This is a genomic window from Streptomyces carpinensis, from assembly GCF_002154505.1.
In the GTDB taxonomy this organism is placed as follows: Bacteria; Actinomycetota; Actinomycetes; order Streptomycetales; family Streptomycetaceae; genus Streptomyces; species Streptomyces carpinensis.
In genome coordinates this window covers 1-26,841 of sequence record NZ_MUBM01000186.1, presented here as the reverse complement: position 1 = coordinate 26,841, position 26,841 = coordinate 1, and the positions used below count along the sequence as shown (strand labels likewise).

Annotated in this window: 21 protein-coding genes and 2 pseudogenes; 17 read left to right on the top strand and 6 right to left on the bottom strand. The window is 68.5% G+C overall.

Annotated features, from left to right (window positions below; all coding sequences use genetic code 11):
- Positions 1-2: 2 nt before the first annotated feature.
- From BZY54_RS24495 to BZY54_RS24485, 3 genes are all read left to right on the top strand, one after another.
- Positions 3-476 (top strand): (2Fe-2S)-binding protein, encoded by a 474-nt coding sequence (locus BZY54_RS24495; RefSeq protein ID WP_086727495.1) that lies wholly within the window; start codon positions 3-5, stop codon positions 474-476.
- Positions 473-2,770, top strand: coding sequence for a xanthine dehydrogenase family protein molybdopterin-binding subunit (locus tag BZY54_RS24490; RefSeq protein WP_086727494.1), 2,298 nt, complete (start codon positions 473-475; stop codon positions 2,768-2,770). Before BZY54_RS24495 ends, BZY54_RS24490 begins: the two co-directional genes overlap by 4 nt.
- A 94-nt stretch (positions 2,771-2,864) precedes the next feature.
- Positions 2,865-3,050, top strand: a complete 186-nt coding sequence (locus BZY54_RS24485; RefSeq protein WP_143668107.1) for a hypothetical protein — start codon at positions 2,865-2,867, stop codon at positions 3,048-3,050.
- Positions 3,051-3,085: 35 nt separating this feature from the next.
- Here the strand turns inward: BZY54_RS24485 and BZY54_RS24480 are convergent, their stop codons facing one another.
- Positions 3,086-4,567 (bottom strand): PucR family transcriptional regulator, encoded by a 1,482-nt coding sequence (locus BZY54_RS24480; RefSeq protein ID WP_107419797.1) that lies wholly within the window; start codon positions 4,565-4,567, stop codon positions 3,086-3,088.
- 97 nt (positions 4,568-4,664) lie between these two features.
- Here BZY54_RS24480 and BZY54_RS24475 point away from each other — a divergent pair, with 97 nt between their 5' ends.
- The 11 genes from BZY54_RS24475 (at position 4,665) to BZY54_RS24425 (ending at position 17,819) form a co-directional block, all read left to right on the top strand.
- The gene (locus BZY54_RS24475) at positions 4,665-5,732 is read left to right on the top strand and encodes a DUF917 domain-containing protein (protein ID WP_208640746.1); all 1,068 of its coding nucleotides are present in this window, start codon (positions 4,665-4,667) and stop codon (positions 5,730-5,732) included.
- Positions 5,719-7,329: a hydantoinase/oxoprolinase family protein gene (locus BZY54_RS24470; RefSeq protein WP_208640745.1), complete on the top strand. Its 1,611-nt coding sequence runs from the start codon at positions 5,719-5,721 to the stop codon at positions 7,327-7,329. Before BZY54_RS24475 ends, BZY54_RS24470 begins: the two co-directional genes overlap by 14 nt.
- Positions 7,326-9,614, top strand: a complete 2,289-nt coding sequence (locus tag BZY54_RS24465) for a xanthine dehydrogenase family protein molybdopterin-binding subunit (RefSeq protein ID WP_086727489.1) — start codon at positions 7,326-7,328, stop codon at positions 9,612-9,614. Before BZY54_RS24470 ends, BZY54_RS24465 begins: the two co-directional genes overlap by 4 nt.
- The gene (locus tag BZY54_RS24460; RefSeq protein WP_086727488.1) at positions 9,611-10,531 is read left to right on the top strand and encodes an FAD binding domain-containing protein; all 921 of its coding nucleotides are present in this window, start codon (positions 9,611-9,613) and stop codon (positions 10,529-10,531) included. Before BZY54_RS24465 ends, BZY54_RS24460 begins: the two co-directional genes overlap by 4 nt.
- Entirely contained in the window at positions 10,528-11,016 is a 489-nt protein-coding gene (locus BZY54_RS24455; protein ID WP_086727487.1) for a (2Fe-2S)-binding protein, read from the top strand. Before BZY54_RS24460 ends, BZY54_RS24455 begins: the two co-directional genes overlap by 4 nt.
- Before the next feature lie 296 nt (positions 11,017-11,312).
- On the top strand, positions 11,313-12,194 hold the full coding sequence (locus BZY54_RS24450; RefSeq protein WP_086727486.1) for an FAD binding domain-containing protein: 882 nt from the start codon (positions 11,313-11,315) through the stop codon (positions 12,192-12,194).
- Between the two features lie 67 nt (positions 12,195-12,261).
- Positions 12,262-12,735 carry a (2Fe-2S)-binding protein gene (locus BZY54_RS24445; protein WP_086727485.1) on the top strand — a complete coding sequence of 158 codons (474 nt, stop codon included), beginning with the start codon at positions 12,262-12,264 and terminating at the stop codon, positions 12,733-12,735.
- A gap of 81 nt (positions 12,736-12,816) precedes the next feature.
- Positions 12,817-15,219 (top strand): xanthine dehydrogenase family protein molybdopterin-binding subunit, encoded by a 2,403-nt coding sequence (locus BZY54_RS24440; RefSeq protein ID WP_086727484.1) that lies wholly within the window; start codon positions 12,817-12,819, stop codon positions 15,217-15,219.
- Positions 15,220-15,325: 106 nt separating this feature from the next.
- Complete coding sequence (locus BZY54_RS24435) at positions 15,326-16,234, top strand: AAA family ATPase (protein ID WP_086727483.1); 909 nt, start codon at positions 15,326-15,328, stop codon at positions 16,232-16,234.
- Positions 16,227-17,303 carry a vWA domain-containing protein gene (locus tag BZY54_RS24430; protein ID WP_086727482.1) on the top strand — a complete coding sequence of 359 codons (1,077 nt, stop codon included), beginning with the start codon at positions 16,227-16,229 and terminating at the stop codon, positions 17,301-17,303. The genes BZY54_RS24435 and BZY54_RS24430 overlap by 8 nt, the downstream gene beginning before the upstream one ends.
- A gap of 78 nt (positions 17,304-17,381) precedes the next feature.
- Complete coding sequence (locus BZY54_RS24425; protein ID WP_244217314.1) at positions 17,382-17,819, top strand: NUDIX hydrolase; 438 nt, start codon at positions 17,382-17,384, stop codon at positions 17,817-17,819.
- A gap of 47 nt (positions 17,820-17,866) precedes the next feature.
- On the opposite strand, the gene BZY54_RS24420 is transcribed toward BZY54_RS24425, so the two are convergent.
- Positions 17,867-18,916: an IS110 family RNA-guided transposase gene (locus BZY54_RS24420; RefSeq protein WP_086727480.1), complete on the bottom strand. Its 1,050-nt coding sequence runs from the start codon at positions 18,914-18,916 to the stop codon at positions 17,867-17,869.
- A 314-nt stretch (positions 18,917-19,230) separates the two neighbouring features.
- Here BZY54_RS24420 and BZY54_RS52320 point away from each other — a divergent pair, with 314 nt between their 5' ends.
- From BZY54_RS52320 to BZY54_RS24410, 3 genes and pseudogenes are all read left to right on the top strand, one after another.
- Positions 19,231-19,569: an IS110 family transposase gene (locus BZY54_RS52320; protein ID WP_208640744.1), complete on the top strand. Its 339-nt coding sequence runs from the start codon at positions 19,231-19,233 to the stop codon at positions 19,567-19,569.
- Positions 19,570-19,614: 45 nt separating this feature from the next.
- Positions 19,615-19,758, top strand: coding sequence for a hypothetical protein (locus BZY54_RS52315; protein WP_208640743.1), 144 nt, complete (start codon positions 19,615-19,617; stop codon positions 19,756-19,758).
- A gap of 783 nt (positions 19,759-20,541) precedes the next feature.
- Positions 20,542-20,826 (top strand): annotated as a pseudogene (locus BZY54_RS24410) (TCP-1/cpn60 chaperonin family protein); the annotation flags it as partial.
- A 190-nt stretch (positions 20,827-21,016) separates the two neighbouring features.
- Here the strand turns inward: BZY54_RS24410 and BZY54_RS24405 are convergent.
- The 4 genes and pseudogenes from BZY54_RS24405 to BZY54_RS53520 all read right to left on the bottom strand — a co-directional run.
- On the bottom strand, positions 21,017-22,324 hold the full coding sequence (locus BZY54_RS24405) for an NRAMP family divalent metal transporter (RefSeq protein ID WP_086727478.1): 1,308 nt from the start codon (positions 22,322-22,324) through the stop codon (positions 21,017-21,019).
- A 55-nt stretch (positions 22,325-22,379) separates the two neighbouring features.
- The gene (locus BZY54_RS24400; RefSeq protein ID WP_208640742.1) at positions 22,380-23,648 is read right to left on the bottom strand and encodes a magnesium transporter MgtE N-terminal domain-containing protein; all 1,269 of its coding nucleotides are present in this window, start codon (positions 23,646-23,648) and stop codon (positions 22,380-22,382) included.
- Positions 23,649-23,880: 232 nt separating this feature from the next.
- Positions 23,881-26,148, bottom strand: a complete 2,268-nt coding sequence (locus BZY54_RS24395) for an APC family permease (protein WP_086727476.1) — start codon at positions 26,146-26,148, stop codon at positions 23,881-23,883.
- A 340-nt stretch (positions 26,149-26,488) separates the two neighbouring features.
- A pseudogene (locus BZY54_RS53520) lies at positions 26,489-26,708 on the bottom strand (transposase); the annotation flags it as partial.
- Positions 26,709-26,841: the final 133 nt, after the last annotated feature.

The following is a 26,841-nucleotide window of genomic DNA, read 5'->3' as shown; positions in this document are numbered from 1 at the left end:
TTGTGTCATACGCGTTCACGCTCAACGGCCGAGGCGTCGACGTCGACGTCCCGGGGCTGACGCCGCTGCTGGAGGTGCTGCGTGAGCACCTCGGCCTCACCGGAGCCAAACCCGGCTGCGGCGAGGGACGGTGCGGCGCCTGCACCGTCCTGCTCGACGATCAGCCCGTCGTGTCCTGCCTGCTCCCCGGGTCCGCCGTGGAGGGACGTTCGGTGCGCACCGTGGAGTCGCTGGCCGGAGCGGACGGCCCGCTCAGCCCCGTCCAGGACGCGCTGCTGGACGCCGGCGGGGTGCAGTGCGGGGCCTGCATACCGGGGATGGCGATGACTCTGACCGCGGTTCTGGAGCAGAGCCGCGACCTGTCGGAGGAGACCGTGCGCCAGTCCCTGACCGGCAACATCTGCCGCTGTACCGGCTACCAGAAGATCGTCGATGCGGCACTGCGCGCCGCCGGAACCGACGGAGGTCACCGATGACAGTGGTGGGTACCAGCGTCCGCCGAGCGGACGGGGACGCCAAGGTGCGCGGAACCGCGGTTTACGGCATGGACTACACCGAACCGTGCGCACTGGTGGTCCGGGTGTTGCGCTCCAGCGTGCCGGCCGCGCGGATCACCCGGCTGGACACCAGCCGAGCGGAGAAGATCCCGGGGGTCCGGGCGGTCGCCACCGCGGCCGACACCCCGGGGCTGTCCGGCATGCTCGTCCTCAAGGACCAGACGGTGTTCGCCCGCGACGAGATCCGCTACGTCGGCGAGCCGATCGCCGCTGTCGCCGCGGACACCATCGAGCAGGCCGACGCGGCGATCGCCGCGATCGAGTTGGAGGTCGACCCGCTCGAACCGGTCTACGATCTCGAGGCGTCACTCGCCGACGACGCCAGGGTCATCCACCCCGACTGGGAGAGCTACGAGACTTTCCTCGACGGGCCTCGCGGCGGGAACCTGGCCTGGGAGGCCCGTGTCGAACGGGGCGACGTGGAGGCCGCTTTCGCGTCGGCGCACCTGGTGGTCGAGGACGAGTACCGCACCCCCCGCCAGCATCAGTGCTCGATTGAGCCGCACGCCGCCGTCGCGCGCTACGAGCAGGGCCGCTACATCGTGCACACTCCGACCCAGTTCCCCTTCCTGGTGCGGGGGCGGGTCGCGGAACTGCTCGGCGTCCGCCCCTCCGACGTGCGGGTCGTGGTCCCCGCCATCGGCGGCGGATTCGGCGGCAAACTGGACGCGATGCTCGAGCCGATGGCCTGCGTCCTGGCACGCAAGGCAGGGCGTCCGGTCCGCGTGGTGAACAGCCGCGCCGAAGAGCAGGCCACCTGCGGTCCGAGGGAGAACGCCATCGTGCGTCTGCGTACCGCGGTGGCGAAGGACGGCACCATCCTCGCCCAGGAGGGCGTGATTCTCTGCGACAACGGCGCGAACTCCAGCGGCGAGACCGTGGCGTGCGCAAACCTGGCACCGCTCGCCCTCGGCGGAACCTACCGGATCCCGAGCGCCCGTTACGTCAGCAAGGTCGTCTACACCAACACCGTGCCCACCGCTGCGTTCCGGGGCGTCAACGGCAACTACTGCGTCTTCGCCCAGGAGATGCACCTGGACCACATCGCCAGGGAACTGGGGATCGATCGGCGGGAGTTGCGGCTGCGCAACGTACTGAAGGCCGGCGAGCAGATGGTCAACGGCCAGCAACTCGACGACGCCTTCCTCGAGCAGGCATTGGCCAAGGCCGACGAGATCGCGCCTTGGGAGGAGCTGACCGCCGCGCGCCGGCCGCTGCGTGGCGTGGCGGTGGTGCCGATGACCTGGATCACCAACCCCGGTCCGTCCGGAGCGACGGTCAAGCTGGGCGAGGACGGCACCGTCACGGTGACCTGCGCGGCCGCCGAGATCGGCACCGGCGGGGTGGCGACCGGAATTCGCCAGATCGTCGCCGACGAGCTGGGCGTGCCGTTCGAGGATGTGCTGGTCACGCCGGCCGACACCGACGCGGCGGGCTACGACCACGGCGCCCAGGGCAGCCGGACGACCTTCGGGACGGGCAGCGCGGCGCTCGACGCCGCGGCGCAGGTCCGCGAGCAGGTGCTGGATGTGGCCGGCGGGATGCTCGAGGCCTCTCCGGAGGACCTGGAGCTGGTCGACGGCCACGTGGGTGTGGTGGGCGTCCCGGGACGACGGGTGAGCCTCGCGGCGGTCGCCGCGACCGCGATGTGGTCCTCCGGACCGATCTCGGCGGCCGGCAAGTTCGTCGCCCCACCGGTGCCGTTCGACGCGGGCTGCATGGTGGGTGCGGCGCTCACGCACTTCAGCGCGGCCTCCTACCACGCACACCTGGCCGAGGTGGAGATCGACCCCGACACCGGGCGGGTACGGGTCACCCGCTACGTGGTCGTGCAGGACGTCGGCCGGGCCATCAACCCGCAGATGATCGAGGGTCAGATCCAGGGGGGTGTGGCGCAGGGCATCGGCTACGCCCTCTACGAGAACCTGCGGATCAGCGACGGGGTGGTCGTGGACAGCGGCCTGGAGACCTACCGGCTGCCGACCGCACTCGACGTGCCGCCGATCGAGATCGCGATCCTGGAGAACCCCTGCTCTTACGGCCCCTTGGGGGCCAAGGGAGTTGCGGAGCCGTCCATTATCCCGGTGGCCGCCGTCATCGGCTGTGCCGTCGCGGACGCGATCGGCACGCCGCTGCAGTCGCTCCCGCTCACGCCGTTCGACGTGCTCGCCGCGCTGCGCCACCGGGACCAGGAGATCAGCCCTCGCGACTGACAGCTGGTCACCATCGAGCTCGACACGAACAGGAGGCGGCGACACCCGTGTTCGCACCCATGCCGAAGAAGAGGCCGGCGTCCACCGTGCCGACGTGATGGGCCTGACAGTGGTCATCCTGGTCTGGGTCAGGCAAACCAGGATCAATACCGCCAATTTCTACGTTGCGACCACCAACCTGGAGAACGTGGCCGCCCGCGTCCTCAAACTGAAGTTTTCGCGGGTGACGTGGGCGATCGTCGTGGGCGTCATCGTGTACGTGGTGGTGCTCTGCCGGTAACGCCCGTGGTCCTGTGCGCCCTTGTGCCATGCGGCTCAGGCAAGTCCGCGAGCTCGGCAGGCGAGCTGCAGAAGCAGCCAGTCGTCGGGGTTGTCCGGGTCGACGTCGAGTTCGGAGAAGATTCGTTCAATCCGGTAGGCAACCGAGTTGCGATGCAGATGCAGCGCTGTCGCGGTCTTCGACAACGAGCCGTGGTTGTCGAGGTAGACCTGCAACGTCTTGATCGCCTCCTCGGCTTTGCTGTTGCTCATCCGGTCCAGCGGTGCGAGTACTGTGGCGATGGCTTTACGCGCGGTGTGCGAGGCGTACCACTCCACGAGTGTGCGCCGCAGGCCCAGGTTGTCGAAGGCCATGGCGACGCCCGGCCGGTTGCGGGTCCGGGAGGCGGCGACGGCCGCTCTGGCTTCGGCGGCGGAGTTGATCATCCCGAGCGAACCCGAGTGCGCGGTGCCGACGCCGCAGTACAGCACCGCATCGGGGAACCGGCGTATCGCCTCCTGCAACGCCTGGTTCGCCGACTTCGTGGCATGGGCTCCGGCGGAGGGCCCTGGATCGTTGCGGCACATGCGGATGACCAGCACTGAGCGTTCCGTCCAGGCCAGGTGCCAGGTGCCGCCGGTGGACCGGACGGCGTCCAGGACTGTCCGGCCGAGCAGTTGGCGTGCCTCGAACCCGGCGACCTCCTCCCGCCACAGCTCCTCGGCGTTGTCGTGCTCGATTCGCACCACGACATGCCAGCCGTCGATCGTCAGGCCCATGGCTCGTGCCCGCCGCAGCAGCTCCGAGCGGCCATGCTCCGAACTGTCCAGAATCTCGGACAGCAGCTCGGCACGGGACCGGATCGGCAGCTCCTCGGCACGGCGGGCGGCGTCCGCCGCGAGCGCCAGGGTGTCCGCGAGCAGCCTGCCGACCAGTACAAGCTCGGGGCGAGACCGGGCCGAGGCGTCTCGGACGACGACCCACCGGTCCGGTTCGCCGTCCACCTCGACCGGATACGAGAGTTCGCCATCCGGCTCCGATCTGACGACTATCTCCGCAGCTGCTGCCTTGGCGACGTCTTCGACCATCGCCGCGGGATCCGGGGCCATGGCGGTGGTCCGCTGGAAGGCCTCGACCGCCCGGCGCAGGGCCAGCTCCGCCGACCCGCGCAGTCCGGCATCGAGAGTGGTGACGAGGTCCGCCAGGTTCACCGGATCCGTCTGGCGAAGAATGGCGATCCCGAACCGGCGTGCGGTTTCCACGGAGGTGGAGGTCAACGGGGGCGTGCTGGGCTCGGAGAGGACGAGAGCGGCCACGCCTCGAGCCACGGCCATACGCAACGCGATGTCAAACTGGTAGCCGTCCACGGCCGCGCAGACGTGTGAGCCAAGGACTGCGACGGACTTTGAGGGCGCGTTCTGCAAGTCGAGCAGCCGCTCAGCTACAAAGACGCATTCAACGTCCGGATCGTCGGCGCCACGGGCCACGCATTCGAGCCGCAGCCCGGGCGCGTCCTTCAGGTCGGCGAGCATCGTCATACGACTCTCCCTCGGCGAAGTGCACGAAAACATAGAAGCGTTTTGTGCCCGACGTCAATGAACCCGGGAATGTGAGAGCCCTAGGTTCGATGCCGTGGTGTTGGACACGGCAAACATCGAGGCGTTCGCGCTGGGCTGCGCGATCCTGAGCGCCGGCGGCGGCGGAGACCCCGGCATCGGGCTCGTCATGGCCCGCCACGCCATCGCCGAAAGCGGGCCGGTCGAGATCATCGATCCCGACGCGCTGGATCCCGAGGCCCTGATCATGCCCTGCGGGCTGATCGGCTCACCCACGGTCGCCCAGGAGCGGGTGTGGAGCGGCGAGGAGGGCGCGCAACTGGTGGCTGCTGTCGAAGGCAGCACCCACTCCCCGGTCAGCGCGTTGATGTGCTATGAGATCGCCGGGGTGAACGGCCTGCTGCCGGTGATGTGGGCATCCCGGCAGGGGAAGCCACTGCTCGACGCCGACGGCATGGGACGGGCGTTCCCCGAGATGCAGCAGCAGGCGATGCATATCGCCGGCATTGCCGCGAGTCCGGTCCTGCTGACCGATGGCCGGGGCAATGTGATCGTCGTCAATGCGGCCGGGAATCGGGATGCCGAACGCCTCGTCCGCAGTTGTGCCGCCACGTTCGGTGGGACCTGCGCCGGAGCCCTGTACACGATGACCGCCCGTTCTGCCGCCAAGGCCGCGATCCGTGGATCCGTCTCCAAGGCACTCCGGATCGGTCAGATGATGACAAAACGCCGAAGCGGATGGCCGGAAGCCCTGGCTGACGAAACCGCCGGCCGTGTCCTGATCAAGGGACGGGTCACCGAGATCGAGCGGCGGACAGGCGCCGGATTCAGCCGCGGTCATGCGGTCGTCGACGGCACCGGCGCCTGCTCTGGGCGGCGACTGCGCCTGGAGCTGCAGAACGAGGTGCTGGTCGCTCTCGAGGACGGCGAGGTGCTGGTCACGGTCCCGGACATCATCGCCATGCTCACCCTCGCGGACGGCCACCCGGTGGGTACCGAGCGGTTGCGCCACGGGCAGCGGGTCGGAGTCGTGGCCCTCCCCGGACCCGACGTGTGGCGAACCGAAGAGGGCCTGCAAGTGGTCGGTCCGAGGTCGTTCGGATACGACATGGATTATGTACGGGGAGTCACGGGTGCCGACCACTGAAGAGCTGCGCCTGGGCGTCGACGTAGGCGGCACCAACACCGATGCGGTGGTCGTCGATTCGGCGGGGATGCTGGTCGCCAAGGTCAAGATCCCGACCACGGACGACTTGTGCGGCGACGTCGAACAGGGGATCGCGCGGTTGCTCGAGGATCCGGCCGTCGATCCCATGCGGGTCCGCTGCGCAACGCTGGGTGCCAGACGCGCGACGAACGCGATCCGAACCGCCTCGGGCCTGCGCCGCGTCGCCGTCCTGCGCATCGGCGCCCCGCTCACTTTCGCGATACCGCCGCTGGTGGCCTGGCCGCCGGAGCTGCGCAGCGCAGTTCACGCCGGCAGCGCGACGGTCGCCGGCGGATGCGAGTTCGACGGCGAACCGCTCGCGGCCCTTGACGAGGCGGGGATTGTCGCGTTCGCGTCCGCGGTCGGCTCCGGTGCCGCTGCAGTCGCCATCACGTCCGTGTTCTCCCTGGTGAACCCGGCGGACGAGCTGCGGGCAGCTGAGATCATGCGCCGGAAACTGGGGGACGTCCCCGTCTCGATGAGTCACGAGATCGGCGTCATGGGGCTGGTGGAGCGGGAGAACGCCACCGTGCTCAACGCTGCCCTCTCCGGCGTAGCAGCCGAGGTCGGGCGCTCGTTCCAGACCGCGGTCGAGCGGACCGGCCTTGAGGCGGAGTGCTACATCACCCAGAACGACGGCACCCTCATGGCACTGGAGTACTCGCTGCGGTTCCCGATGCTCACCATCGGCAGCGGCCCGGCGAACGGCATGCGTGGTGGTGCGCACAGCAGCGGAGTCACCGACGCCATCGTTGCCGACATCGGAGGCGCGACGACCGCGGTCGGACGGCTGGTCAACGGCTTTCCCTGGGAATCGCTGCCGCCCAATTCGATAGGCGGTGTCGACACCAACTTCCGGTTGCCGGACGTGCTCAGTATCCCGGTCGGCGGTGGCTCCGTCGTCCTGGGCGCAGCAGAGCAGTGGGCGAACGGCCGGATGAACGTCGGCAACTCACTGGTCACTGAAGCGCTCTGTTTCGGCGGACCGACACCCACCATCACGGATGCGGCCGTCGCCGCCGGGCGCGCCACGACGGGCACCTGCCCCGTCCCGGCCAAATGGCACGCCGGACTGGCCCAGCACTTGGAGCTGTGGGACGGGTTGCTCGCCGAAGCCGTCGACCGGGTCCGGCTGGGGGCCGACGATCTCCCCCTGATCGTGGTCGGCGGAGGCGGCGACATCGCACCGGACAGCTTCCCCGGCGTCCGCGAAGTCATCCGGCCACCGCACTTCGAGGTCGCGAACGCACTCGGCGCCGCCATCGCCCCGGTCAGCGGGCACGCCGAGCGGATCTGCGCGAGCCGTCCCGACCGGCTTCGGGCGGCCGTGGACGAGGTCTCGACAGAAGCCGTGGGGCGGGCCATCCAAGCCGGTGCCGACCCGGCACATGTACGGGTCGTCGACGTCGAGGAGATCCCGCTGACATACCTCCGCGACCCCGCGGTCCGGATCAGGGCTCGGGCGGTCGGACCTCCCGTGACCTTCACCCCAAAGTCATCAGGAAGCGCAGAACGAGCCAGGAGGCACTTGGCATGACCTCGCTCATCGGCCAGAAGTTCGTCCGAGGGGACGGGCTGGAGAAAGTGACCGGTCAAGCCCGGTACACCGCTGACTTGGCGTTCACCGGCCTGCTGCATGCCAAGTTCTTGTACGCCGAACGGGCGCGCGCCCGGATCGTGGACATCGACATCACTGCGGCGCGCGCCATGCGCGGGGTACACGCCGTGGTCACCCAGGCCGATGCCCCGATGGTGCGCTATGGCATGTTCGTCAAGGACCGGACGCTGTTCGCCCATGAGGTGGTCCGGTTCGAGGGCGAGATCGTGGCCGCCGTCGCGGCCGAGACCCCGGAGCAGGCCGAGGCCGCCTGCGCGGCGATCCGCGTGGTCTATGAGGATCTCGACCCGATCCTCGACGTCGAGGAGGCTCTCAAGAGTTCCTCGCCGCTGGTGCACCCGGACTGGAAGAGCTACCAGACGCAGAACGGCGTGGAACGGGGCCCGAACGACTGCGGCCATATGACATCGGTCAAGGGGGATGTAGAGGCAGGATTCGCCGAAGCGGACCACATTCTGACCGAGACCTACCAGAGCGACATGGCACACGCCGTCCCGATCGAGCCGCATGCCGTCGTCGCGCAGTGGCAAGGTGACAAGGTCACGATCTGGAGCACAAGCCAGGTGCCGTTCCCGGCCCGCGCCGGCGTGGCGGAGACGCTGCAGATACCGCAGAGCAACGTACGGCTCGTGGTTCCGCACCTCGGCGGAGGATTCGGCGGGAAGTGCGACTTCCACTTCGAGGCCCATGTGGCACTGCTGGCCAGGCAGGCCCGGCGACCGGTCCGGCTCGTCTTCACGCGCCGCGAGGAGTTCGTCGCAACGGACAAGGTGCGACACGCGTCGAAGATCGAGCTGACCACTGGCGTCAAGGCGGACGGGACCATCACCGCGCGGCGCGCGCGGATATTGCTGAACTCCGGCGCGTACTGCGGAGACGCACTGTTCACGACGGAGATCGGCCTGATGATGGTGGCCGGGCCCTACCGGGTGCCGAACCTCCACGCCGAGGTGCACACCGTCTACACCAACCGGACCCCGGCTGGCAGCGTCCGCGCCCCCGGCGGGCCGGAGACCTGCTGGGCGGTGGAGCAGCACACCGACGAACTCGCCAGGCGCGTGGGACTGGATCCGCTGGAGTTCCGCCGCCGCAACCTTGTCCAGGCCGGAGACACAGGTCAGACCGGTCAGCGGTTCATCAGCTCAAGTGCGAAGGAGTGCCTGGAGCGCGCGGCGGAGATCGCCGGGTGGCCCGGCAAGGACTTCGCTCCCGGCGAGGCCCTGGGGATCGCGGTGGGCTGGTGGTTCAGCCTGCCCGCGAGCTCCGGTGCGTACGTGAAGCTCAACGCCGATGGAACGGGCACGATCGTCACCGGCGCGCAGGAGAACGGCAGCGGCTCCGTGATGGGCCTGGCCACGCTCGCCGCCGAGGAACTCGGCATGCGGCCCGACCAGTTCTCGATCGTCTACCAGGACACCGAGTCCGGACCTTTCGACCTTGGCAGCGCCGGCAGCCAGACCACGTTCAACAACGGACGGGCGGTGATCGAGGCCGCCGGAGAGGTCCGCACAAAGCTCCTGCGCAAGGCGGCCGAGATGCTGGAGGCCGCTGAGGAGGACCTTGAACTCGTCGACGGCGCTGCCCGCGTCCGCGGCGTTCCGTCCAAGGCGCTGCCGATCGCGAGCGTTGCGGCGGCGTCGCAGACATCGTCCCTGCTGATCGGCAGCGGTTCGGGCAACCCGCCATCACTGCCCGAGCACGACCTGAGCGGTTGTGGGGGCCGGCTCGGGTACTCCGCCTTCCTCGCGCCCTCCTTCTTCTGCCACATCGCCAGGGTCCGCGTCGATGAGGAAACGGGCACCGTCTCGGTGCCCGAAGTGACCGCCGTGCACGAGTTCGGCCGCATCCTCAATCCGCTCGGCGCTCAGGGCCAGGTCGAGGGAGGGGTGATCCAGTCCATCGGCATGGCGGTGCTGGAGGGCAGCCAGTACGACGGCGGCCGCCAGCTCAACCCCGGCCTGCTCGGCTACAAGCTGATCACCGCCGCTGACGCTCCCCGAGTCAACGTCGAGTTGCTCGAGGACCCCGTCGACCACGGGGGACCGCACGGTGCGAAGGCGGTGGGCGAACCGCCCGTCGTCGGCACCGCCGCGGCGATCGGCAACGCCGTCGCGGCAGCGGCCGGCACCCGGGTCCGCGCCCTGCCCATGACGGCCGAACGAGTGTGGACGGCACTTCACGAGCAAGAAGGAGAGCTGGCATGAGCCGCTATTTCGCGCCCACCACCGCGGCGGAGGCCGCCGCGCTGCTGGCTGAGCACGGGGGCGCGCGCGTGGTCGCGGGAGGCACCGACCTGGTCGTTGCCGCCAGAGGCGGCAAACACCGGATGCCCGAGGTGCTGATCGCCATCCACGGCGCGACCGACCTGGCTTCCCTGGTGGAGAACGAAGACGGTGTGCGCCTGGGAGCCCTGACGTCGCACGCGTGGATCGAACGATCACCTCTGATCGGCTCCCATTGGTCCGCGCTGGCCGACGCGTCCGCCCTGGTCGGCTCACCTGCCACCAGAGCCAACGGCACACTGGGCGGCAACCTGATGAACGCCTCGCCCGCCATGGACACCGGTGCCCCGCTCCTCGTCTTCGAGGCCGACGTCGAACTGCTGAGCCTTCGCGGGACTCGCACCGTGCCGGTCGCGGATCTGCTGGCCGGAGCCGGCCGCACCACGGCAGAGCCCGACGAACTGCTCACCTCCGTGCGCCTGCCGGATCTGCCCCCCGCGACGGGGAGTGCGTATGTCCGTCTGGAACACCGGCGCGCGATGGAGATCGCGGTCGTCGGCGCCGCCGCGCTGGTCACACTCGGGGACGACGGCCGGGTGGCCGACTGCCGTGTCGCACTGAGCGCGGCAGCACCCACGTGCGTGCGGGCACGCGAGGCCGAAGACCTCTTGCGCGGACTCCGGCCGGACGGCGCCTCCTTCCGCGACGCGGCGGCACTCGCGACCGGGGCCGTACAGCCCATCACCGACGTGCGGGCGAGCGCCCGGTACCGCCGGGCGATGATCTCGGTCGTCGTGAGCCGGGCGCTGGCGGTTGCCGCCGCGCGCGCCGCGGGCACCGACATCGCCGTCCCTGCCAACCGCAATCTGCCCACGGTCACCGCCGGGAGTACAGGATGAAGTATCCGCTGAATGTGAGGGTCAACGGCGTCGAAACGTCCGTGGACGTCGAGCCGCACCGATCGCTGCTGAACGTGTTGCGGGAGGATATCGGCCTGACCGGGCCGAAGGAGGGGTGCGACGACTCCGAGTGCGGCGCATGCATGGTGCTCGTGGACGGGCGGCCGGTGAACTCCTGCTCCTATCTCGCCCTGCAGACCGACGGGCGGGAGATCACGACCATCGAAGGTGTGTCGGAGCCCTCCTGCCCGCACTCGATCCAGCAGGCGCTGCTGGAGGAGGGCGGTGTGCAGTGCGGCTTCTGCACACCGGGCATCGTGATGTCCGCCAAGGCCCTGTTGGACGCCAACCCGTCGTGCGACGAGGACGAGGTCCGGCTGGCACTGGGCGGAAACCTGTGCCGCTGCACGGGCTACCAGAAGATCGTCCGGGCCGTACTGCGGGCAGCTGAACAGCTGCAGGACCGGGCCGGCACGACTGGATAACTAAGGGCAAACCGCAGCAAACACACCCAAAGACCCCCGAGTGCACCGTTCGGGGGACTTTGCAACGTGCCTTGCGTAGTGACGTCGCTCATGACCGGCAGGGGGAACGCCTTGTGCAGATCAGACAAGTGGCCTTCCCAGCTTCGGCTGAACGCCTAAAGATGCAATGTCGCCGGGCCACTAATCTCGCAGGTCATCAGCTCAATCCGGTGCGGCGGGCCCCTGTCGAGTGATGTAAGTGAGCTCGCCTGAAAGCTTCCGAATCCGAGCGCTCGCAACCTGGGAGACCACCACCCATGAAGCCACCTCCGTTCAAGTACCACGCCTGCCGAACGATCGATGAGGCAGTCGGCATCCTCGATTCCGACCCGGACGGCTCGAAGGTGCTGGCTGGAGGCCAGAGCCTTGTTCCCGTGCTGAATCTCCGGCTGGCCGCTCCTGACAACCTCGTGGATATCAACTCCATCGAGAGTCTGGACCACATCCGTGTCCAACCGGATCATGTGGCGATCGGTGCGGGGACACGACAGTACGTCGTGGAGCGCTCCGACCAGCTCCACTCGGTGCTACCCGTGGTGCGGGAGGCTCTTTCCCATGTCGGCCACTCGCAAATCCGCAACCGCGGCACGGTCGTCGGGAGCATCTGCCACGCGGATCCCGCCGCCGAAATGCCGGCGGTTTTCCTGACCGTCGGCGGTGAGGTGACCGCCCACAGTGCCGCGGGAACCCGCACCATCGGCTCGGACGACTTCTTCGAGTCCTACCTCACCACCGCGCTCGAACCCAACGAGATTGTCACTCAGGTGAAGTTCGACATTCCGAGCGGGCGGACCGGGTGGTACTTCGAGGAGGTCGCCCGGCGCCATGGCGACTTCGCCATCCTCGGCGTGGTGGCCCTCGTCTCGCTCGAGGGTGACACCGTGAGCAGGGCGCGGATCACCATTTTCGGCGGGGGTGCCACCCCGCTTCGGATGACCGCCGCCGAGCAGTTGATCACTGGCGCGAAGGCCAGTGACATCGGCGGTGACCTCCTCGAACGTGCGGCGATCGAAGCCTCGGCCGCGGTGCGGCCGACCGACGACATCCACGCCAGCGCGGACTACCGGCGCCACGTCGCGGGACTGCTGACGCGGCGGGCCGTCACCCGGTCACTCGAACGAGCGGGATCTCCCGCGTGACCACCTCGGGCACGGCGCACAGCCCGCTCGCGATGTCCGACCAAGGCGAAGGAGAAGCACCATGGCAATGAGCTCGAAGCAAATCGTGGAGCTGAATGTCAACGGAATTCCGCACCAGCTGCTGGTCGAGCCGCGGAAGACACTTGCTGACGTTCTCCGTGACGATCTCGGCCTCACCGGCACCAAACTCGGTTGCGAACACGGCGTCTGCGGGGCGTGCACCGTCCTGGTCGACGGCCGTGCCATCCGGGCCTGCCTGATGTTCGCCGTCCAGGCCCAGGGACCAGAAATCACCACCGTCGAGGGACTCGCCTCGGACGGCGAACTCGACCACATCCAGAAGGCTTTCGCGGAAAACCATGGCCTGCAGTGCGGATACTGCACGCCCGGGATGCTGATGACCGCGCACGCCTTCCTCGCCGAGAACCCGGAGCCCACTCGGGAGCAGATCTGCGAGGGGATGAACGGAAACCTCTGCCGGTGCACCGGCTACCAGAACATCATCAAGTCGACCGCGGCAGCCGCGAAGGCGGCGAAGTAGGAAGTCCGGTTTTCATGGCCGTAATTCCCCCGGTGCAGAGCAGGGCGACGGCAACACCTTCCGGCGAGAGGAAGAGCTCACATGTCTGAAACGTTGGACCTCAGGGAACAGGCGATCCGAAAATGGGGAAGCGACAACCGCGCGATCCGTAAGGGGAAGTGGATCGGAAAGCCGGCCAGGCGTCTTGAGGACCCGCGGTATCTGACGGGCGCGGCCCGCTACGTGGCGGACCTCGAACTGCCCCGGATGCTGCACGCCGTGTACGTCCGCTCCCCCCACCCGCACGCCCGCATCGTCTCCATCGACAAGTCCGTGCTGCCAGGGCTCGGCAAGACCGTGTTCGCCTTCACGGGCGAGGACCTGCGCGATGTGCCGCCGCTGATCGACCACGTCGCGCTCGACAACCTCCTGAGGACTCCCCAGCCGGTCATCGCCATCGGCAAGGTCCGGTTCGTCGGCGACGCGGTGGCGATCGTCCTCGCAGCGGACCGCTACGCGGCGGAAGACGCGGCTGAGCTGCTCAGCTCCGTCGTCGAATACGAGGAGCTGCCGCCGGTGCCGAATGTGGCGGCCTCCGGTGCGTCGGACGCCGCGCTGCTGTTCGAGGAACTCGGCACGAACGAGATCTACCGTGAGGCGATCACGCACGGCGAGGTCGACGAGGCGTTCGCCAAGGCCGACCGCGTGTTCAGCACCCCGTTCGAGCACAACCGCTACATGGCGGCGCCCATGGAGACCAGGGGTGTGCTGGCCGACTACGACCGGGCCGACCAGCAGCTCACCGTCTGGTCGTCGACCCAGATGCCGCACTTCCTGCGCTCGGTGATCGCCGGCCAGCTCGGTCTGCCCGAGAACAAGGTCCGGGTGATCGCACCTGAGGTCGGCGGCGGGTTCGGCATGAAGATGTGCACGGTCCCCGAAGAGATCGCCATTCCGTTCATCGCGACCCAGCTCGGGCGTCCGGTCAAGTGGATCGAGGACCGGCACGAGCACCTCATCGCGGCCACGCACTCCAAGCAGCAGTCTATCAATCTCGAGGTCGCCGTCACCAACGACGGCAAGATACTCGGTGTCCGCGGAGAGTTCGTCGGTGACGGCGGCGGCTACTCCTTCAACACCGAGAGCGCGCTGATCGAGCCGGCACTGGCCGCGAAGGCGCTGCCCGGCCCCTACCGGATCGAGAACTACCGGGAGGAGGTCGGCGCCTTCCTGACCAACAAGAGCCCCGTCGCGGCGTACCGCGGAGTGGGCTGGACCGCCGCGAACACCGCGCGGGAGCTCCTCTTCGACGAGGCCGCGCGCGGCCTCGGCATCGACCCGGCGGAGTTCCGCCGCCGCAACATGCTGCGCTCCGACGAGCTGCCGTACCTCTCGTGCACCGGTCAGGTCTACGACAGCGGCAGCTACCTGGAGTCTCTCGACAAGGCCCTTGAGGCCGTGGACTACCAGGCGTTCCGCCAGAGGCAGGAGGAACTGCGCCAGCAGGGCCGCTACATCGGTCTGGGCATCAGCTCCTATGTGGAGCAGACCGCGTGGGGCAGCGAATCCTCGGCCCAGGCCGGAACGCCGCTCCCGTCGCACGACAACGCCACCGTCACCGTCGATCCGTCGGGCAAGGTGACCGTCGCGGTCAGCGTGTCCAGCCACGGCCAGGGACACGAGACCTCGCTCGCCCAGATCGCCGCCGACGGCCTCGGGGTGGACATCAAGGACGTCGTGCTCCTGCACGGCGACACCTCGAACACGCCGTACGGCCTCGGCACCTACGCCAGCCGCAGCGCGGTCATCGGCGGTGCCACCGTGGCCAGGGCCGCCGCGGACGTCCGCGAGCAGATCCTGCAGGTGGCCGGGAAGATGCTCGAGGCCAGCCCGGAGGACCTGGTGATCGAGGACGGGAAGGTCTCCGTCGCGGGCACCCCGTCGCGGTTCAAGACCCTGGCCGATGTGGCCTACGCCGCGCACTGGGACTCCGAGGTGCGCAACAGCGAACCGTTGCTGTCGGCCACCCGGTTCTATGACCCGCCGGCCAACTACGCCAACGGCTGCGTCGTGGCGCTGTGCGAGGTGGACGCCGACACCGGCGTGGTCACCCTGGACCGCATCGTCGCGGTCGAGGACTGCGGCATGGTGATCAACCCCATGATCGTGGAAGCGCAGGTGCACGGGGCCATCGTCCAGGGACTCGGCGGCGCGATGCTCGAGCACCTGATCTACAGCGACGAGGGCCAGCCGCTCACCACGACCTACATGGACTACCTGGTGCCCACCTTCTCCGATGTCCCGCCGATCGAGGTGATCAGCATCGAGACGCCGTCTCCCTTCACCGTGGGCGGTATCAAGGGTATGGGCGAAGGCGGCCAGATCGCCGCTCCCGCCGCCCTGGCCAATGCGGTGGCGGACGCTCTCGCCCCGTTCGGAGCCCGCATCGAGAAGCTGCCGATCACGCCCGACTACGTGCTGCGGCTGATGGGCAAGATCGGTTAGCCGGAGAACGCGGCGAGTTGCACAGCAATTGCATTCGAGCAAAGTCGGTGCCGGGGTTGCCGAGGCCGAGGTCACGGCAACCCCGGCATCAGCCGGAGGGGCAGCGATGAGCATCGAGCAGCACCAGGGCGGCGGGCCGTCCGGTATTCCGTTCGACACCGTCGACGAAGTGCAGGAGGTCCTGCGCGGACGCAACTACCTGGCGGGGCGTGGCTTGGCTACCGCGATCCTGCTCTCCCTCAAGATGGGCCGGCCACTGTTGCTCGAGGGGGAGGCCGGGGTCGGTAAGACTGAAATCGCCAAGACACTCGCCGGTGTCCTCGATACCGAGCTCATCCGCCTGCAGTGCTACGAGGGCATCGACGCCTCTCAGGCGCTCTATGAGTGGGACTACGGACGTCAGTTGTTGTTCGCCCGCGCCCTGCAGGACGGCGAGGTCGATGCCGCGGACCGGGTACGGCAGCTGTACGGCCCGGACTTCCTGCTCGCCAGACCGTTGCTCCAGGCCATTCGGGCCGAGAAGCGGGTCGTACTGTTGATCGACGAAATCGATCGGGCCGACGACGAGTTCGAGGCCTTCCTGCTGGAGGTGCTCTCCGACTTCACCGTGACCGTTCCCGAACTGGGCACGATCCGGGCGGTGTCACCGCCCGCGGTGATCCTCACTTCCAACCGCACCAGGGAACTGCACGACGCGCTCAAACGGCGGTGCATGTACCAGTGGATCGAGTTCCCGGAGCTCGAGCGGGAGGCGGAGATCGTGCGGCTGCGGGCCCCGAACGTGTCGGAGCCACTTGCTCGCTCCGTCGTCACCGCCATCTCGCGCCTGCGCGAGCTCGACCTGATCAAGCGGCCGGGCAGCGCGGAAGCGATCGACTGGGCCAATGCGCTTGCGCTGCTCGGAGCTGAGGCCGTCACCAGTGAAGAGGGTCGCCTGACGCTCGGCTGGGCCATCAAGAACCAGGACGACATGCGCCTGGTCGAACCGCGACTTCACGAGCTCCTCAGTGAGTGACCCGGTAGAGCTCGCCACCCGTTTCTGCAGGGTGTTGCGTGCGGAGGGCTTGGCCGTGGGCACCGGCCAGATCATCGACTTCTGCCGCGCTGCGGCCGAACTCGGAGAGCTCTACTGGGCAGGCCGGGCCACGCTGGTCAGCGATCGGGAAGAAATCGCTGTCTATGACCGCGTCTTCCGGGCCTTCTTCAGCGGCCACGAGTCCATGTCCATGCCCGAACCGCAGCGGGACGCTCCAGCCGTCATGCGGACCGCGCACACCGCGGGGCTGGCCGACCCGTCCGATGAGGACGCCGACCAACAGGTGGCCATGGCCAGCCACGTCGAGCTGCTGCGAAAGAAGTCCTTCGCCGACTGCACCGAGGACGAGCTCCACGCGTTGTTCGCGGTCGGCGCGCGCCTGCCGGTGGCCACCCGGCGTTCCCGGCGGTACCGGGCCGCCCGCAAGGGGTCACCCGACTTCCAGCGCACTCTGCGGGCCTCCTTCCGTACCGGAGCGGAGCCGGTACGCCGTGCGTGGCGTGTGCGCAGGCTCCGCCCCCGCAGGGTCGTCCTCCTCCTCGATGTCTCCGGTTCGATGGCGGCCTACTCGCGCGCACTGCTCTTCTTCGCCCACGCCGGAGTGCGAGCGCAGCGGGGATGGGAGGTGTTCTGCTTCGGTACCCGGCTCACGCGCGTGACGCGCGAGCTGGCGCAGGGCACGCCGGATGAAGCGCTGCGACGGGCCGCCGAGGAAGTCGTCGACTGGGACGGTGGCACGCGTATCGGCGAGTCCCTCAAGCGCTTCCTCGACGGATACGGCCACGGCGGTCTCGCCCGAGGGGCGTGGGTGGTCGTCTGCTCGGACGGGCTCGAGTTCGGTGACCCGGAGCTGCTCGGACAGCAGATGCTGCGGCTGTCCCGCCTCGCCCACCGAGTGGTGTGGCTCAACCCCCTCAATGAGGACCCGGCGTACGAGCCGCTCGTACGCGGAATGCAGGCCGCACTGCCCCACATCGATGTCTTCTCCAGTGGGCACAACCTCGCCAGCCTGGTCGAGGGATTGGCCAGGGCGCTTGGCCCACGATGACTTTCCTCGGTCCTTCAGGCCCTGTCCGGCCGATCCATGTCTGACAGAATTGCGCGCGTGCTGCATGAAAGATGTGACGTGGTGGACACCAACGGTGGTCAGCAGTCGACGATCACCGTGGTGGCAGCGGCAATCGTAGAGCAGGGGCGGCTGCTCGTGGTCAGTAAGAAGGTCGCTCCAGAGATCTTCTATCTGCCTGGTGGCAAACCCGAAGCGGGGGAGAGCGCCGAGGAGACACTCATCCGTGAACTCGATGAAGAGCTCGGTGTGACTCCCACCAGTCTCACCCTGTTGGGCGACGTCGAGGATGTCGCCGCGATCGAAGGCGTGCCGATGCATATGACGGTTTTCAGGGCCGAGATCGACCAGATCCCTCGGCCAGCCGCCGAGTTGGCTGACCTGCGATGGATCAACCGCAGCGACGAGCACGCACCAATGCTCGCTCCAGCGGTACGGAACCACGTCCTTCCTCTCCTCGTCCGATCAGGCTTTATGCCAAGCCCGGGAAGTCAGTGAACCGCCGTGGGTGGGTCTGTGGTTGCGTCCTCTTGCTCCTATGTCAATCAGGCTGCTTGTTGGAGAGAGGAGCGGTCGTTGAGGATGTGGGCGTCGCTGAGAAGGGCTCGGTAGACGACGTCGGAGAGCCGCCGTCGCAGGGCTCGTATCGCTTCGGTGCTGGTGTTGCCGGCTTCCTTGCGTCGCTGCAGGTAGGCGCGAGCATCGGGATGATAGTGGGCCTGCGTGATCGCGATGCGGTGCAGGGCTGCGTTGAGTTGTCGGTTGCCAGTTCGCGCGAGTCGGTGACGCTCGCGGTTGCCTGACCACACGGGTAACGGTGCGGTGCCGTTGTGGCGGGCGTAGGCGCTCTTGCTGCGGAAGCGTGCGATGCCGGCGGTCTCACCGAGGATTTTTGCTGCGTTCAGTGCACCGCAGCCTGGGATGTTCATAAGACTGGGGGCTGCCTCACTGACCAGTACCTGGATTTCTTCTTCCAGGGAGCGGATCTCGAGGGTGAGGTAGCGGCACCGCTCCAGTAGGTGTCGAGCCAGCCGTGCAACCGTGCCGTCCGCCTCCGCCAGTCGTGCCGTGAGGGTGTTGAGATGCTTGGCGGGGATCAGGCAGCGGGCCGGCGGGTCCAGGGTCGGGTCCAGTTCGTGCAGGTGCCAGCGGAGCCGGTTGATGGCGCGGGTGCGTTCGGCGACCAGGTCGTCGCGGTGGTCGACCAGCAGCCGTAGCTCGCGGGTGTCGCCGTCCAGGCTGGCGGTGGGCAGGTCCGGTTCGCGCAGTGCGGCTCGGGCCACGGCGAGGGCGTCGATCGGGTTGGACTTGCCGTAGGTGCGTGCTGAGCTGCGGCAGTTGGCCATGAGTTTGGGAGGAACTCGAACGATCCGCTCACCGGCGGCCAGTAGGTCCCGTGCCAGACGACGGGACAACTGCCTGCAGTCCTCGATGGCCCAGAGCCGGTCGTCGCCCCATCGCTTCGCCCAGGTCAGCAGGCGCAGGTGATCGCCGCTGGTGGTCCCGGTAGTGCGCTCGCCGAGCTTGCGGCCGCGGTCATCCACGGCAACCGCAGTGTGATTCCGCTTGTGTGCATCGATTCCAAAGACCACCATCAGCCGGGTCCTCTCGCCGTCGATTGGTGTCGGGACCGGCCGGTGGGCACCCCTCAATCAGGGCCTTTGCCGTGCTCCTGACTTGTTGAATCGACCCCAGATGCTCGGTCTGCAGCCGTAGCGTCCAGGGTGTCGGTCGGCACGGGCCCGCAGTGCTCCTTGCCGCCCTCGGGCTGGCTCACTGATAGCGTGCCGCCGCCGGCCACACCCGCGCGGTGTGGCTCGACAGAGGCATGAAGGTGACGCAGTGACTTCAAGTCAGGGTGCCCACCGCACTCCCCGTCCTGTCTCATCGAGTGCGAGGGCAGCAGTCTGTGATCCTAATCGGTGTCGAGCCCCACAAGTCGTCCCACACCGCCGTCGCCGTCGACGTCGCCGGCCACCAGGTGGCCCAGCGCCGGTTCGTGGTGAACTCCGGCACCTTCCGCCAGTTGATGCGCTGGTGTGAGCAGTGGCCCGACCGTCGTTTCGCGGTCGAGGGCGCCGGCGGCCTGGGCCGCTCGCTCGCCCAGCAGCTGGCCGCCGTGGGCGAGAACGTGGTCGACGTGCCCTCCACCCTGTCGGCCCGGGCTCGGCTGCTCGCTACTGGCGGAGACCGCAAGACCGATGCCAAGGACGCCCTCCACGTCGCTCAGGTCGCCCTCTTCCGCTAGGACCTGCGCCTCGTGGTCCAGGAAGACCAGACTACAATCCTGCGGTTGCTGACTGAGCGGCGCGACGACCTGGTCCACGAGCGCACCCGCGTCCTCAACCGACTCCATGCCGTCCTGCGCGATCTCCTGCTCGGCGGAGCACCCACCGGCTTAAGCGGCCGCGGCGACCGCAAGGAACTGGGCAGCTGACCAACGAGCCAGCCCGATAGGCCTCGAGTCACCCCGAGGTCTGTCGCCGTCCATGGAACAGCCGGGCGTCGTGGGTTTGGTGAGTGGAACCAGTTGCCGTCCGCGCTGAACGTGCCGCCGAGGGTGCCTTTCCAAGCGGCCCTGGTGCTCGTCGGTGGAGCCGCCTGGGAACGGTGGGGCACTGGCGGGGTGCGTCCGCCGGGGTTACGAGTCAGCAGCTGGGTGGCCGTTCCGGCTCCCCGTCGTTGGCGGTGAACACTTTGGTGAAGGTGGCTCCGCAGCGGCAATGGGAGTGCTCGATCAGTTCCCCGGCTTCGGACACGCTCAGCCCCTGACTGAGTCGCACGTGCACATGATCGGCCATGAGGAGCTGCTTTCCTTGACGTCCGTTATGCGCCTCAGGGTGACGGCTCGTCGCGTTCGATGGCAATGTCGCAGCTCACACCAAGTGTTTGATCCTTGTGTGCCCGCCAGTCTTCCTTTGCCCCAGCTGACTCCCGGCGGCACCTGTTCGGCGCACCCGCAGGCCGCCGGACTGGTCACTGCCTCCCGCTTGCTCCGGGCGGGCGGAAGTGTTCCACGAAAAATTGGCACACTCCCGCTGGGAGTGCCAATTGGCTGGGTCAGGTGACGTGCTCGCGCGGCCCTGAGTGAAGCGCGTGGTCGCACGGGCGAAACGTCGCGGACGTCACTCTGCTCCGCCATTGTCGACCCAGGCATCGATGCGGAGGATTCACAACAGTGACTGCCAAGATCATCGCCTATGAGGAGGAGGCGCGCCGCGCGGTGACCGCCCCGCTCAAGCAGATCGCCCGCAACGCCGGCCTGGAGGGTGGAGTCGTGGTGGAGAAGGTCCGCACCCTGCCCGTCGACCACGGCCTGGACGCCGCGACCGGCGAGTGGGTCGACATGCTCGCCACTGGGATCATCGACCCCGTGAAGGTCACTCGCTCCGCCCTGCACAACGCGGCGTCCATCGCTGGCCTGTTCCTCACCTCAGAGGCCCTGATCGCCGAGAAGCGGGAGGAGAAGGAGGCAGCGACCGCAGGAGTCGGCGCCGATCTGTGACCGTCGCTGCGTGCGGCGGCAGATCAGGGGGGTGTCGATGGCTGAAGTGCCGTCGGCACCCGCTTTCGCGTCGGTCGACCGATGTCGCCCGAGTGTCGGTGATCAGCGCGAGATCTATCTCCCGATTCCTGCAGAACTACTTCGACCTTCGCGGCCAGAGCGTGGACCGTGCGGGTGGGACGCACCTTGGTCAGCCCATGCCGAGCCAGCCCAGCAGGGTCTGGAGCAGAACGACGGCCGACAGCAGGGCGATGACGGACACGCACACGGAGGCCACGGCGCGGAAGAGGGGGCCGTTGGCGGCTGCGCCCAGGACGCTGCGGCGGTTGGCCAGGGTGAGGACGTAGGTGAGCAGGATGGGGGTGATCAGACCGTTGACGACCTGGGCCCGCACCAGAAGCTGGATCAGGTTGCCGGGGATCAAGGCGATGGCGGCGCCGATGAGGATCTGTGCCGAGAACAGCCCGAGAAACAAAGGGGCTTCGCGAAAACGGCGGGAGACGGAGCTTTCCACACCGACTGCTTCCGCGACGGCGTAGGACGTGGACAGCGGGACCACGGCGGCGGCCAGTGCCGAGGCGCCGAGGAGCCCGAGGCCGAAGAGCTGTGCGGCGAAGCGGCCCGCCACCGGCTTCAGCGCCGAGGCGGCCTGCGCCGCGGAGTCCAGCGGTGCCCGAGTGGCGATCGCGGCGGCCGTGGCGATGATGATGAACATGCTGATGGCGTTGGCGAAGATCGATCCGGCGACGGTGTCGGTCTTCTCCCGCGGGTATTCGGCGGGGCCGATACCGCGGTCGGCGACGGCAGCGGCGACGTAGAACTGCATGTACGGGGTGATCGTGGTGCCGATCAGCGCGACCCCGAGCAGCAGGAAGTCCTTGCTGGCGATGAAGTGCGGCCAGGCCAGCTGGGCTCCGGCCTCACCCCAGTCCGGGTGGGCCAGGACGGCGGCGAGAGGGTAGGTGAAGAACGCCAGCGACAGCACCAGGAAGATCTTCTCCGCGTACCGGTAGGAGCCGAAGACCACCAGCGCCCACAGTCCCGCCGCAGCGATCGGTACCGCCATATAGCGGGAGGCGCCGAGAAGTTCGAGGGCGGCGCCGATGCCGGCGAACTCGGAGACCACCAGGCCCAGGTTGGCGATGATCAGGCATAGCAGGGCGAAGGCGGAGACACGGACGGAGAACTGCTCGCGGATCAGGCCGCCGAGCCCGACACCGGTGTAAGCGCCGAGCCGGGCGCACATCTCCTGCACGACCACCAGCGCGACGGTGACCAGGAGCATGAAGAACAGCGTGCGGTAGCCGTACTGGGCTCCGGCCGAGGCATAGGTGGCGATCCCGCCCGCGTCATTGCCCGCGTTGGCGGCGATCAGGCCGGGACCGGCGACGGCCAGGGCAGTGACCAGGCGGCGCCTCCAGCGCGGCGCGGGCCGGTCCGGCGCAGCCGTGGCGGGTACGTCGGGGGCGGCGGGTGCCGTGGTGGAGTTCCGCTCCATGACCGTGGCCTTTCCTCTCGGATATGTGGGCAACAACGAGGCGCGCGGCTTCGCATCAGGGAACGAGGCGGAAGACACGGAAGCGGCCGCGTTCGGGTACGAGGGCGTCGACCAGGTCGTCGGCGAGGATCCGGCCGACGGGACGGTGCTGGTCGTCGACGACCACGACGGAATGGCGGCGGGTGTCGGTCAGCCGCTCGATCACCTCGCTCAGCGGCGCGTCCGGGGCGACGGTCACCGGGGCCGGCTCTTGGACGAGTTCAGCCAGCCGGGTGCCGGGTTCGGCGAGCAGCAGCCGCACCACCGGCACGTCGTCCACCAGCGCGCCGTCACCGTCGAGGACGCACACGGCGTCCAGGTCGGCGGCGTGCTCGGCCTGCCCGCGCAGCTCGGCCACCACGTCTGCCACCGACCGGTCGGCGGTGGCGGTGACCAGCAGGGACGTCATCAGCGCACCGGCCGTGCCCTCGGCGTAGCCCAGCAGCCTGCGCAGCCGGTCAGCCTGCTGGGGGCGCATCGCGCCCAGCAACCGCTCCCGCTCCTGTTCGGGCACGTCGCGCAGCGCCTCACTGGCTTCGTCGGGCTCCATCTCCTCCAACAGCCGAGCGGCCTGTGCGGTGGGGGCCTCGCGCAGCAGCGCCTCGAGGTCGGCGGCGTGCATCTCCTCCAGCGCGTCCGCGGCCTTGCCGGTCTCGACCATCTGAAGCAGCTCGCTGCGCGGTCCGCGGCCCAGGTCCTCCAACAGGTCGGCCAGCTCCGCCGGACGCAAGGTCTTCAGGGCGGAGTTCGGGGCGCGCAGCCGCACCTGCCTCGCTGCGGTGCCCTCGCGCTCCGGGCCGCCCAGCGCCTGGATAGCGGCCCAGTCCAGCACTTTCTCCGGTGCAGGCCGCCGGTGCAGGCGACGCGGTCCGATGCGGCGCAGCAGGACCTTGAGCCCGACCTCTGCGCCCACCAGGTGCCAGGTTCCGTCCACGCGGGCCAGGTACAGGTCCGAGGCGCGGATCACGCGGACCCCGTCGACGTCCACCAGCTGGTGGTCCAGTACATCGTGGGCGAGGCGTACCTCGCCGTCGCGCACCTGAAAGTCCCGCAGGTCCAGCCGGGCCGAGTTCAGCCGCACGCCGTCGGCGGCCAGGTCCGCGACCGCCGCGACCGGCACATAGGCGGCCCGGTGGCCGACCTTGACCACCAGCCCGGACACCGCCGGGTACCGTTGGCCGCTCCACCGGCAGATCACATCCAGCAAATGGCCGATCTCCTGACCGGCGGGGTTGACGACCACCACGCCCAGCAAGGCCGTCAACGAGACGAGGGCCTCCCGCACAGCTCTTTTGTCAAGGGCCCCGTCCTCGCGACGCTTCGGCCTGGCCGACTGCGGTTCCATTCCGGGCATGTTGAATACCCTCACGCACGCTTCGGATCAGGCAGACACCAACACGCCTGTGGCTGTTGGCTTCGTCCGCGCGGGGCGGAGTCGTGCGGGCTGGGGGATAGCCCGCCTGCTCCCTGTAGCCAGGCTGCCATTACGGCGGTTTCCTGTCCTTCTGGCGGCTCGCCTATCTGGGCAGGTGGAACGGGATGGTCGTGATGACGATCTTCGGCAGTGGTCGCAGAGCCCGCCGCAGTCGGGGGGCGGTCTGGTTGTGGAGGACGCGTTGCCACCAGCGACGCACGACGATCTCGGGGAGGATCACGGTCAGCGTGAGATCGGGTCGCTGGTGGTGCAGGGTCTCGATGTAGTGGACCAGCGGGGCGACGATCGCGCGGTGGGGTGAGACGACGACCTCGAGCGGGAGGTGGTCGCCCCAAGCCGTCCAGTAGCCGCGGAAGCGTTCCGCCTCGGTCTCGGTCGGGCTGAGATGCAGGGCCAGGAGAGGTTGTCCGAGGGAGGCCGCGTATGCCAGGGCGCGCATGCCGGCGAGGTCGAGCCGGGCGATGGGCACGATGACCAGGTGGTTGACCTCCTCCGGGCATTCCTCACTCTCGACTTCCTCTAGTTCCTCCGTCTCGGTGTCCGCTGCCATAGGGGGCATGGCAGTCGGCCGCACTTGCGGTCTGGAACCCGGTGCCGACTGTCGGGGCAGTTCGATGACGTGGGGGCGCAGGGCGAGGGCCTGGGTGCAGAGGTCGTAGTGGCGGCGGATGCGCAGGGCAAGCAGGACGAGGAGTCCGATCACGAGGACGGCGACCCATGCGCCCTCGGTGAATTTGGTGATGCCTGCGGTGACGAAGACGACGGCGGACAGCAGGCCGCCGGTGGCGTTGAAGACCAGGCTCTTGCGCCAGTGGGCCTGAACGCGGTGGCGCAGCCAGTGCACCACCATGCCGGCCTGCGACAGGGTGAACGCCAGGAACACCCCGACGGCGTACAGCGGGATCAGGGACTGCGTGTTGCCGGCGAACCCGACGAAGATTGCGATCGCGGCCAGCGCCAGGGCCAGGACTCCGTTGCTGAAGGCGAGCCGGTCGCCGACGCGCAGGAACAGGCGCGGTGCGTGGCCGCTGCGTGCCAGCAGGAACAGCACGCGGGGAAAATCGTTGAAGGCGGTGTTGGCGGCCAGCAGCAGGATGGCGGCCGTCGCCGCCTGTACATAGCCGTACATGACTCCGGGGCCGAAGGTACGGCGAGCGAGTTGGGAGAGGACGGTCTCGTTGCCGTGCGGCACCAACCCGTCGAGGTGGACCAGCGCGACCGTGCCGCCGAACAGGATGATCAGCACGGTGACCATCCAGGTCAGCGTCGTACGGGCATTGCGCCACTCCGTCGGGCGGAATGCCGGTACGGCGTTGGAGATCGCCTCGATACCGGTCATGGCCGTGGATCCGGAGGTGAAGGCCCGCAGGACCAGCAGCAGGGTGACTCCTTCCGTGACCGGAAGCCGGGGCGTCGGCATGGGCTGGAATCCGCGGCCGGCCGCGTCGGCCATCCCCACGGCCACAAGCGTGAAGACCGCGATGATGAACGCGTACGTGGGTGCCGCGAAGGCGGCACCCGCCTGGCGTACTCCGCGCAGGTTCCCCACCAGCAGGACGACGATCACCGCCACACCGATCACCACCGCGCTCGGGGCGAGTGCGGGCAGCGCTGAGGTGATCGCCTCGACCCCCGAGGCGATCGAGACGGCGACGGTCATGATGTAGTCGATCATCAGGCCGGCGGCGGCGATCACACCTGGCACCCGTCCGAGATTGTCGCTGGCCACGATGTACGAGCCGCCGCCGTGCGGGTAGGCGCGGATCGTCTGGCGGTAGGAGACGCCGACGGCGAGCATCATGAAGGCGATGACCGCGGCGATCGGCAGGGAGTAGCGCAGTCCGGCGGCGCCGCCGAGTACCAGCACTGCCAGCATTGCCTCGGGGCCGTAGGCGACCGAGGAGAGGGCGTCCGCCGACAGGACCGGCAGGGCCACTAGTTTGCGCATCCGCTCGACGGCGATTGCGGTGCCCGCGAGCGGAGGGCCCAGCAGCACCCGCCGGACGTGGTGGCCGACCCGTCCGAGCGGCGACGGTGGGGCCTCAGCTTCCTCTTCTGCCTCGACGGCGGGCAGGCCGGTGAGGGGTACGAAGCGACCGAAACGCTTCGGGCGCACGGCGTCCGGGTAGCCGCCGAGGTTGGGATCCACCGGCAGCACGGATCGCCACACTTCGGGACTCTCCAGCACCTGCCCCCACTCGCGTCCGACGTAGCGCAGGGTCTTCAGGTCTCGGTCACTGAGCTTCGGCAGCAGGGCATCCGGGCTCGGCGCGCCCGCAGCGGAGGTGTCCGCGCTGTCATTCCCGCTGCCGTTGTCCGTATCCGAAGAGCGACCACGCCCGACTTCCATGCGGGATCATGTACCCGATACCTGGACAGTAACCACCTTGTGCCCGTTTGGTCGATCGCTATGCAGCGTGCCGGGGCTGAGCAGCGGTGAAGTCCTTGGTGGAGACCGTCTTGAAGGCTTTCGTGGCAGCGTCATGGAGTCCAGTGCTCAGCCGATGAATCACAGGGTGGTCGCTGCGGGTGACCGGAGCGCCGCGAGGCCGGGTGGGTGAAGAGGCAGGGTAGGAGGGCGACGTCGTCGGGGTAGCGTTCGGTGAGGAGTCCGGCGAGGAGTTCGTCACAGAAGGCGGGCAGGGGTTCGCGGGCGAGGGCAGCGGCGTGCTGGCGCAGTCGGGTCAAGCCAGGCGGTGCAACCGCTCGAAGACCCCGGCCTGTTGCCAGCGGTCCAGGCGCCGCCAGCAGGCCTGTCCGGAGCCGAACCCCAGCTCCAGAGGTTAGAAGTTGCCAGGAGATGTCCTGGTGCAGGACGTACAAGATGCCCTGCAGGCACAGCCGGTCCGGCACCGGCCTCGGCCCTGGCGACCGCTCCGGCCAAGGTGGCAGCAGCGGTTCGATCCGCATCCACAAGTCGTCATCCACGATCCACGGCCGAGTCGTCACACGACACGAACGGCCGGATCATCACATCGGTCACGCCCGACCAGGACACCTCTACAAGATCCTGTTACGAGCTCTTAGCTTGGCGTTTAAGGTC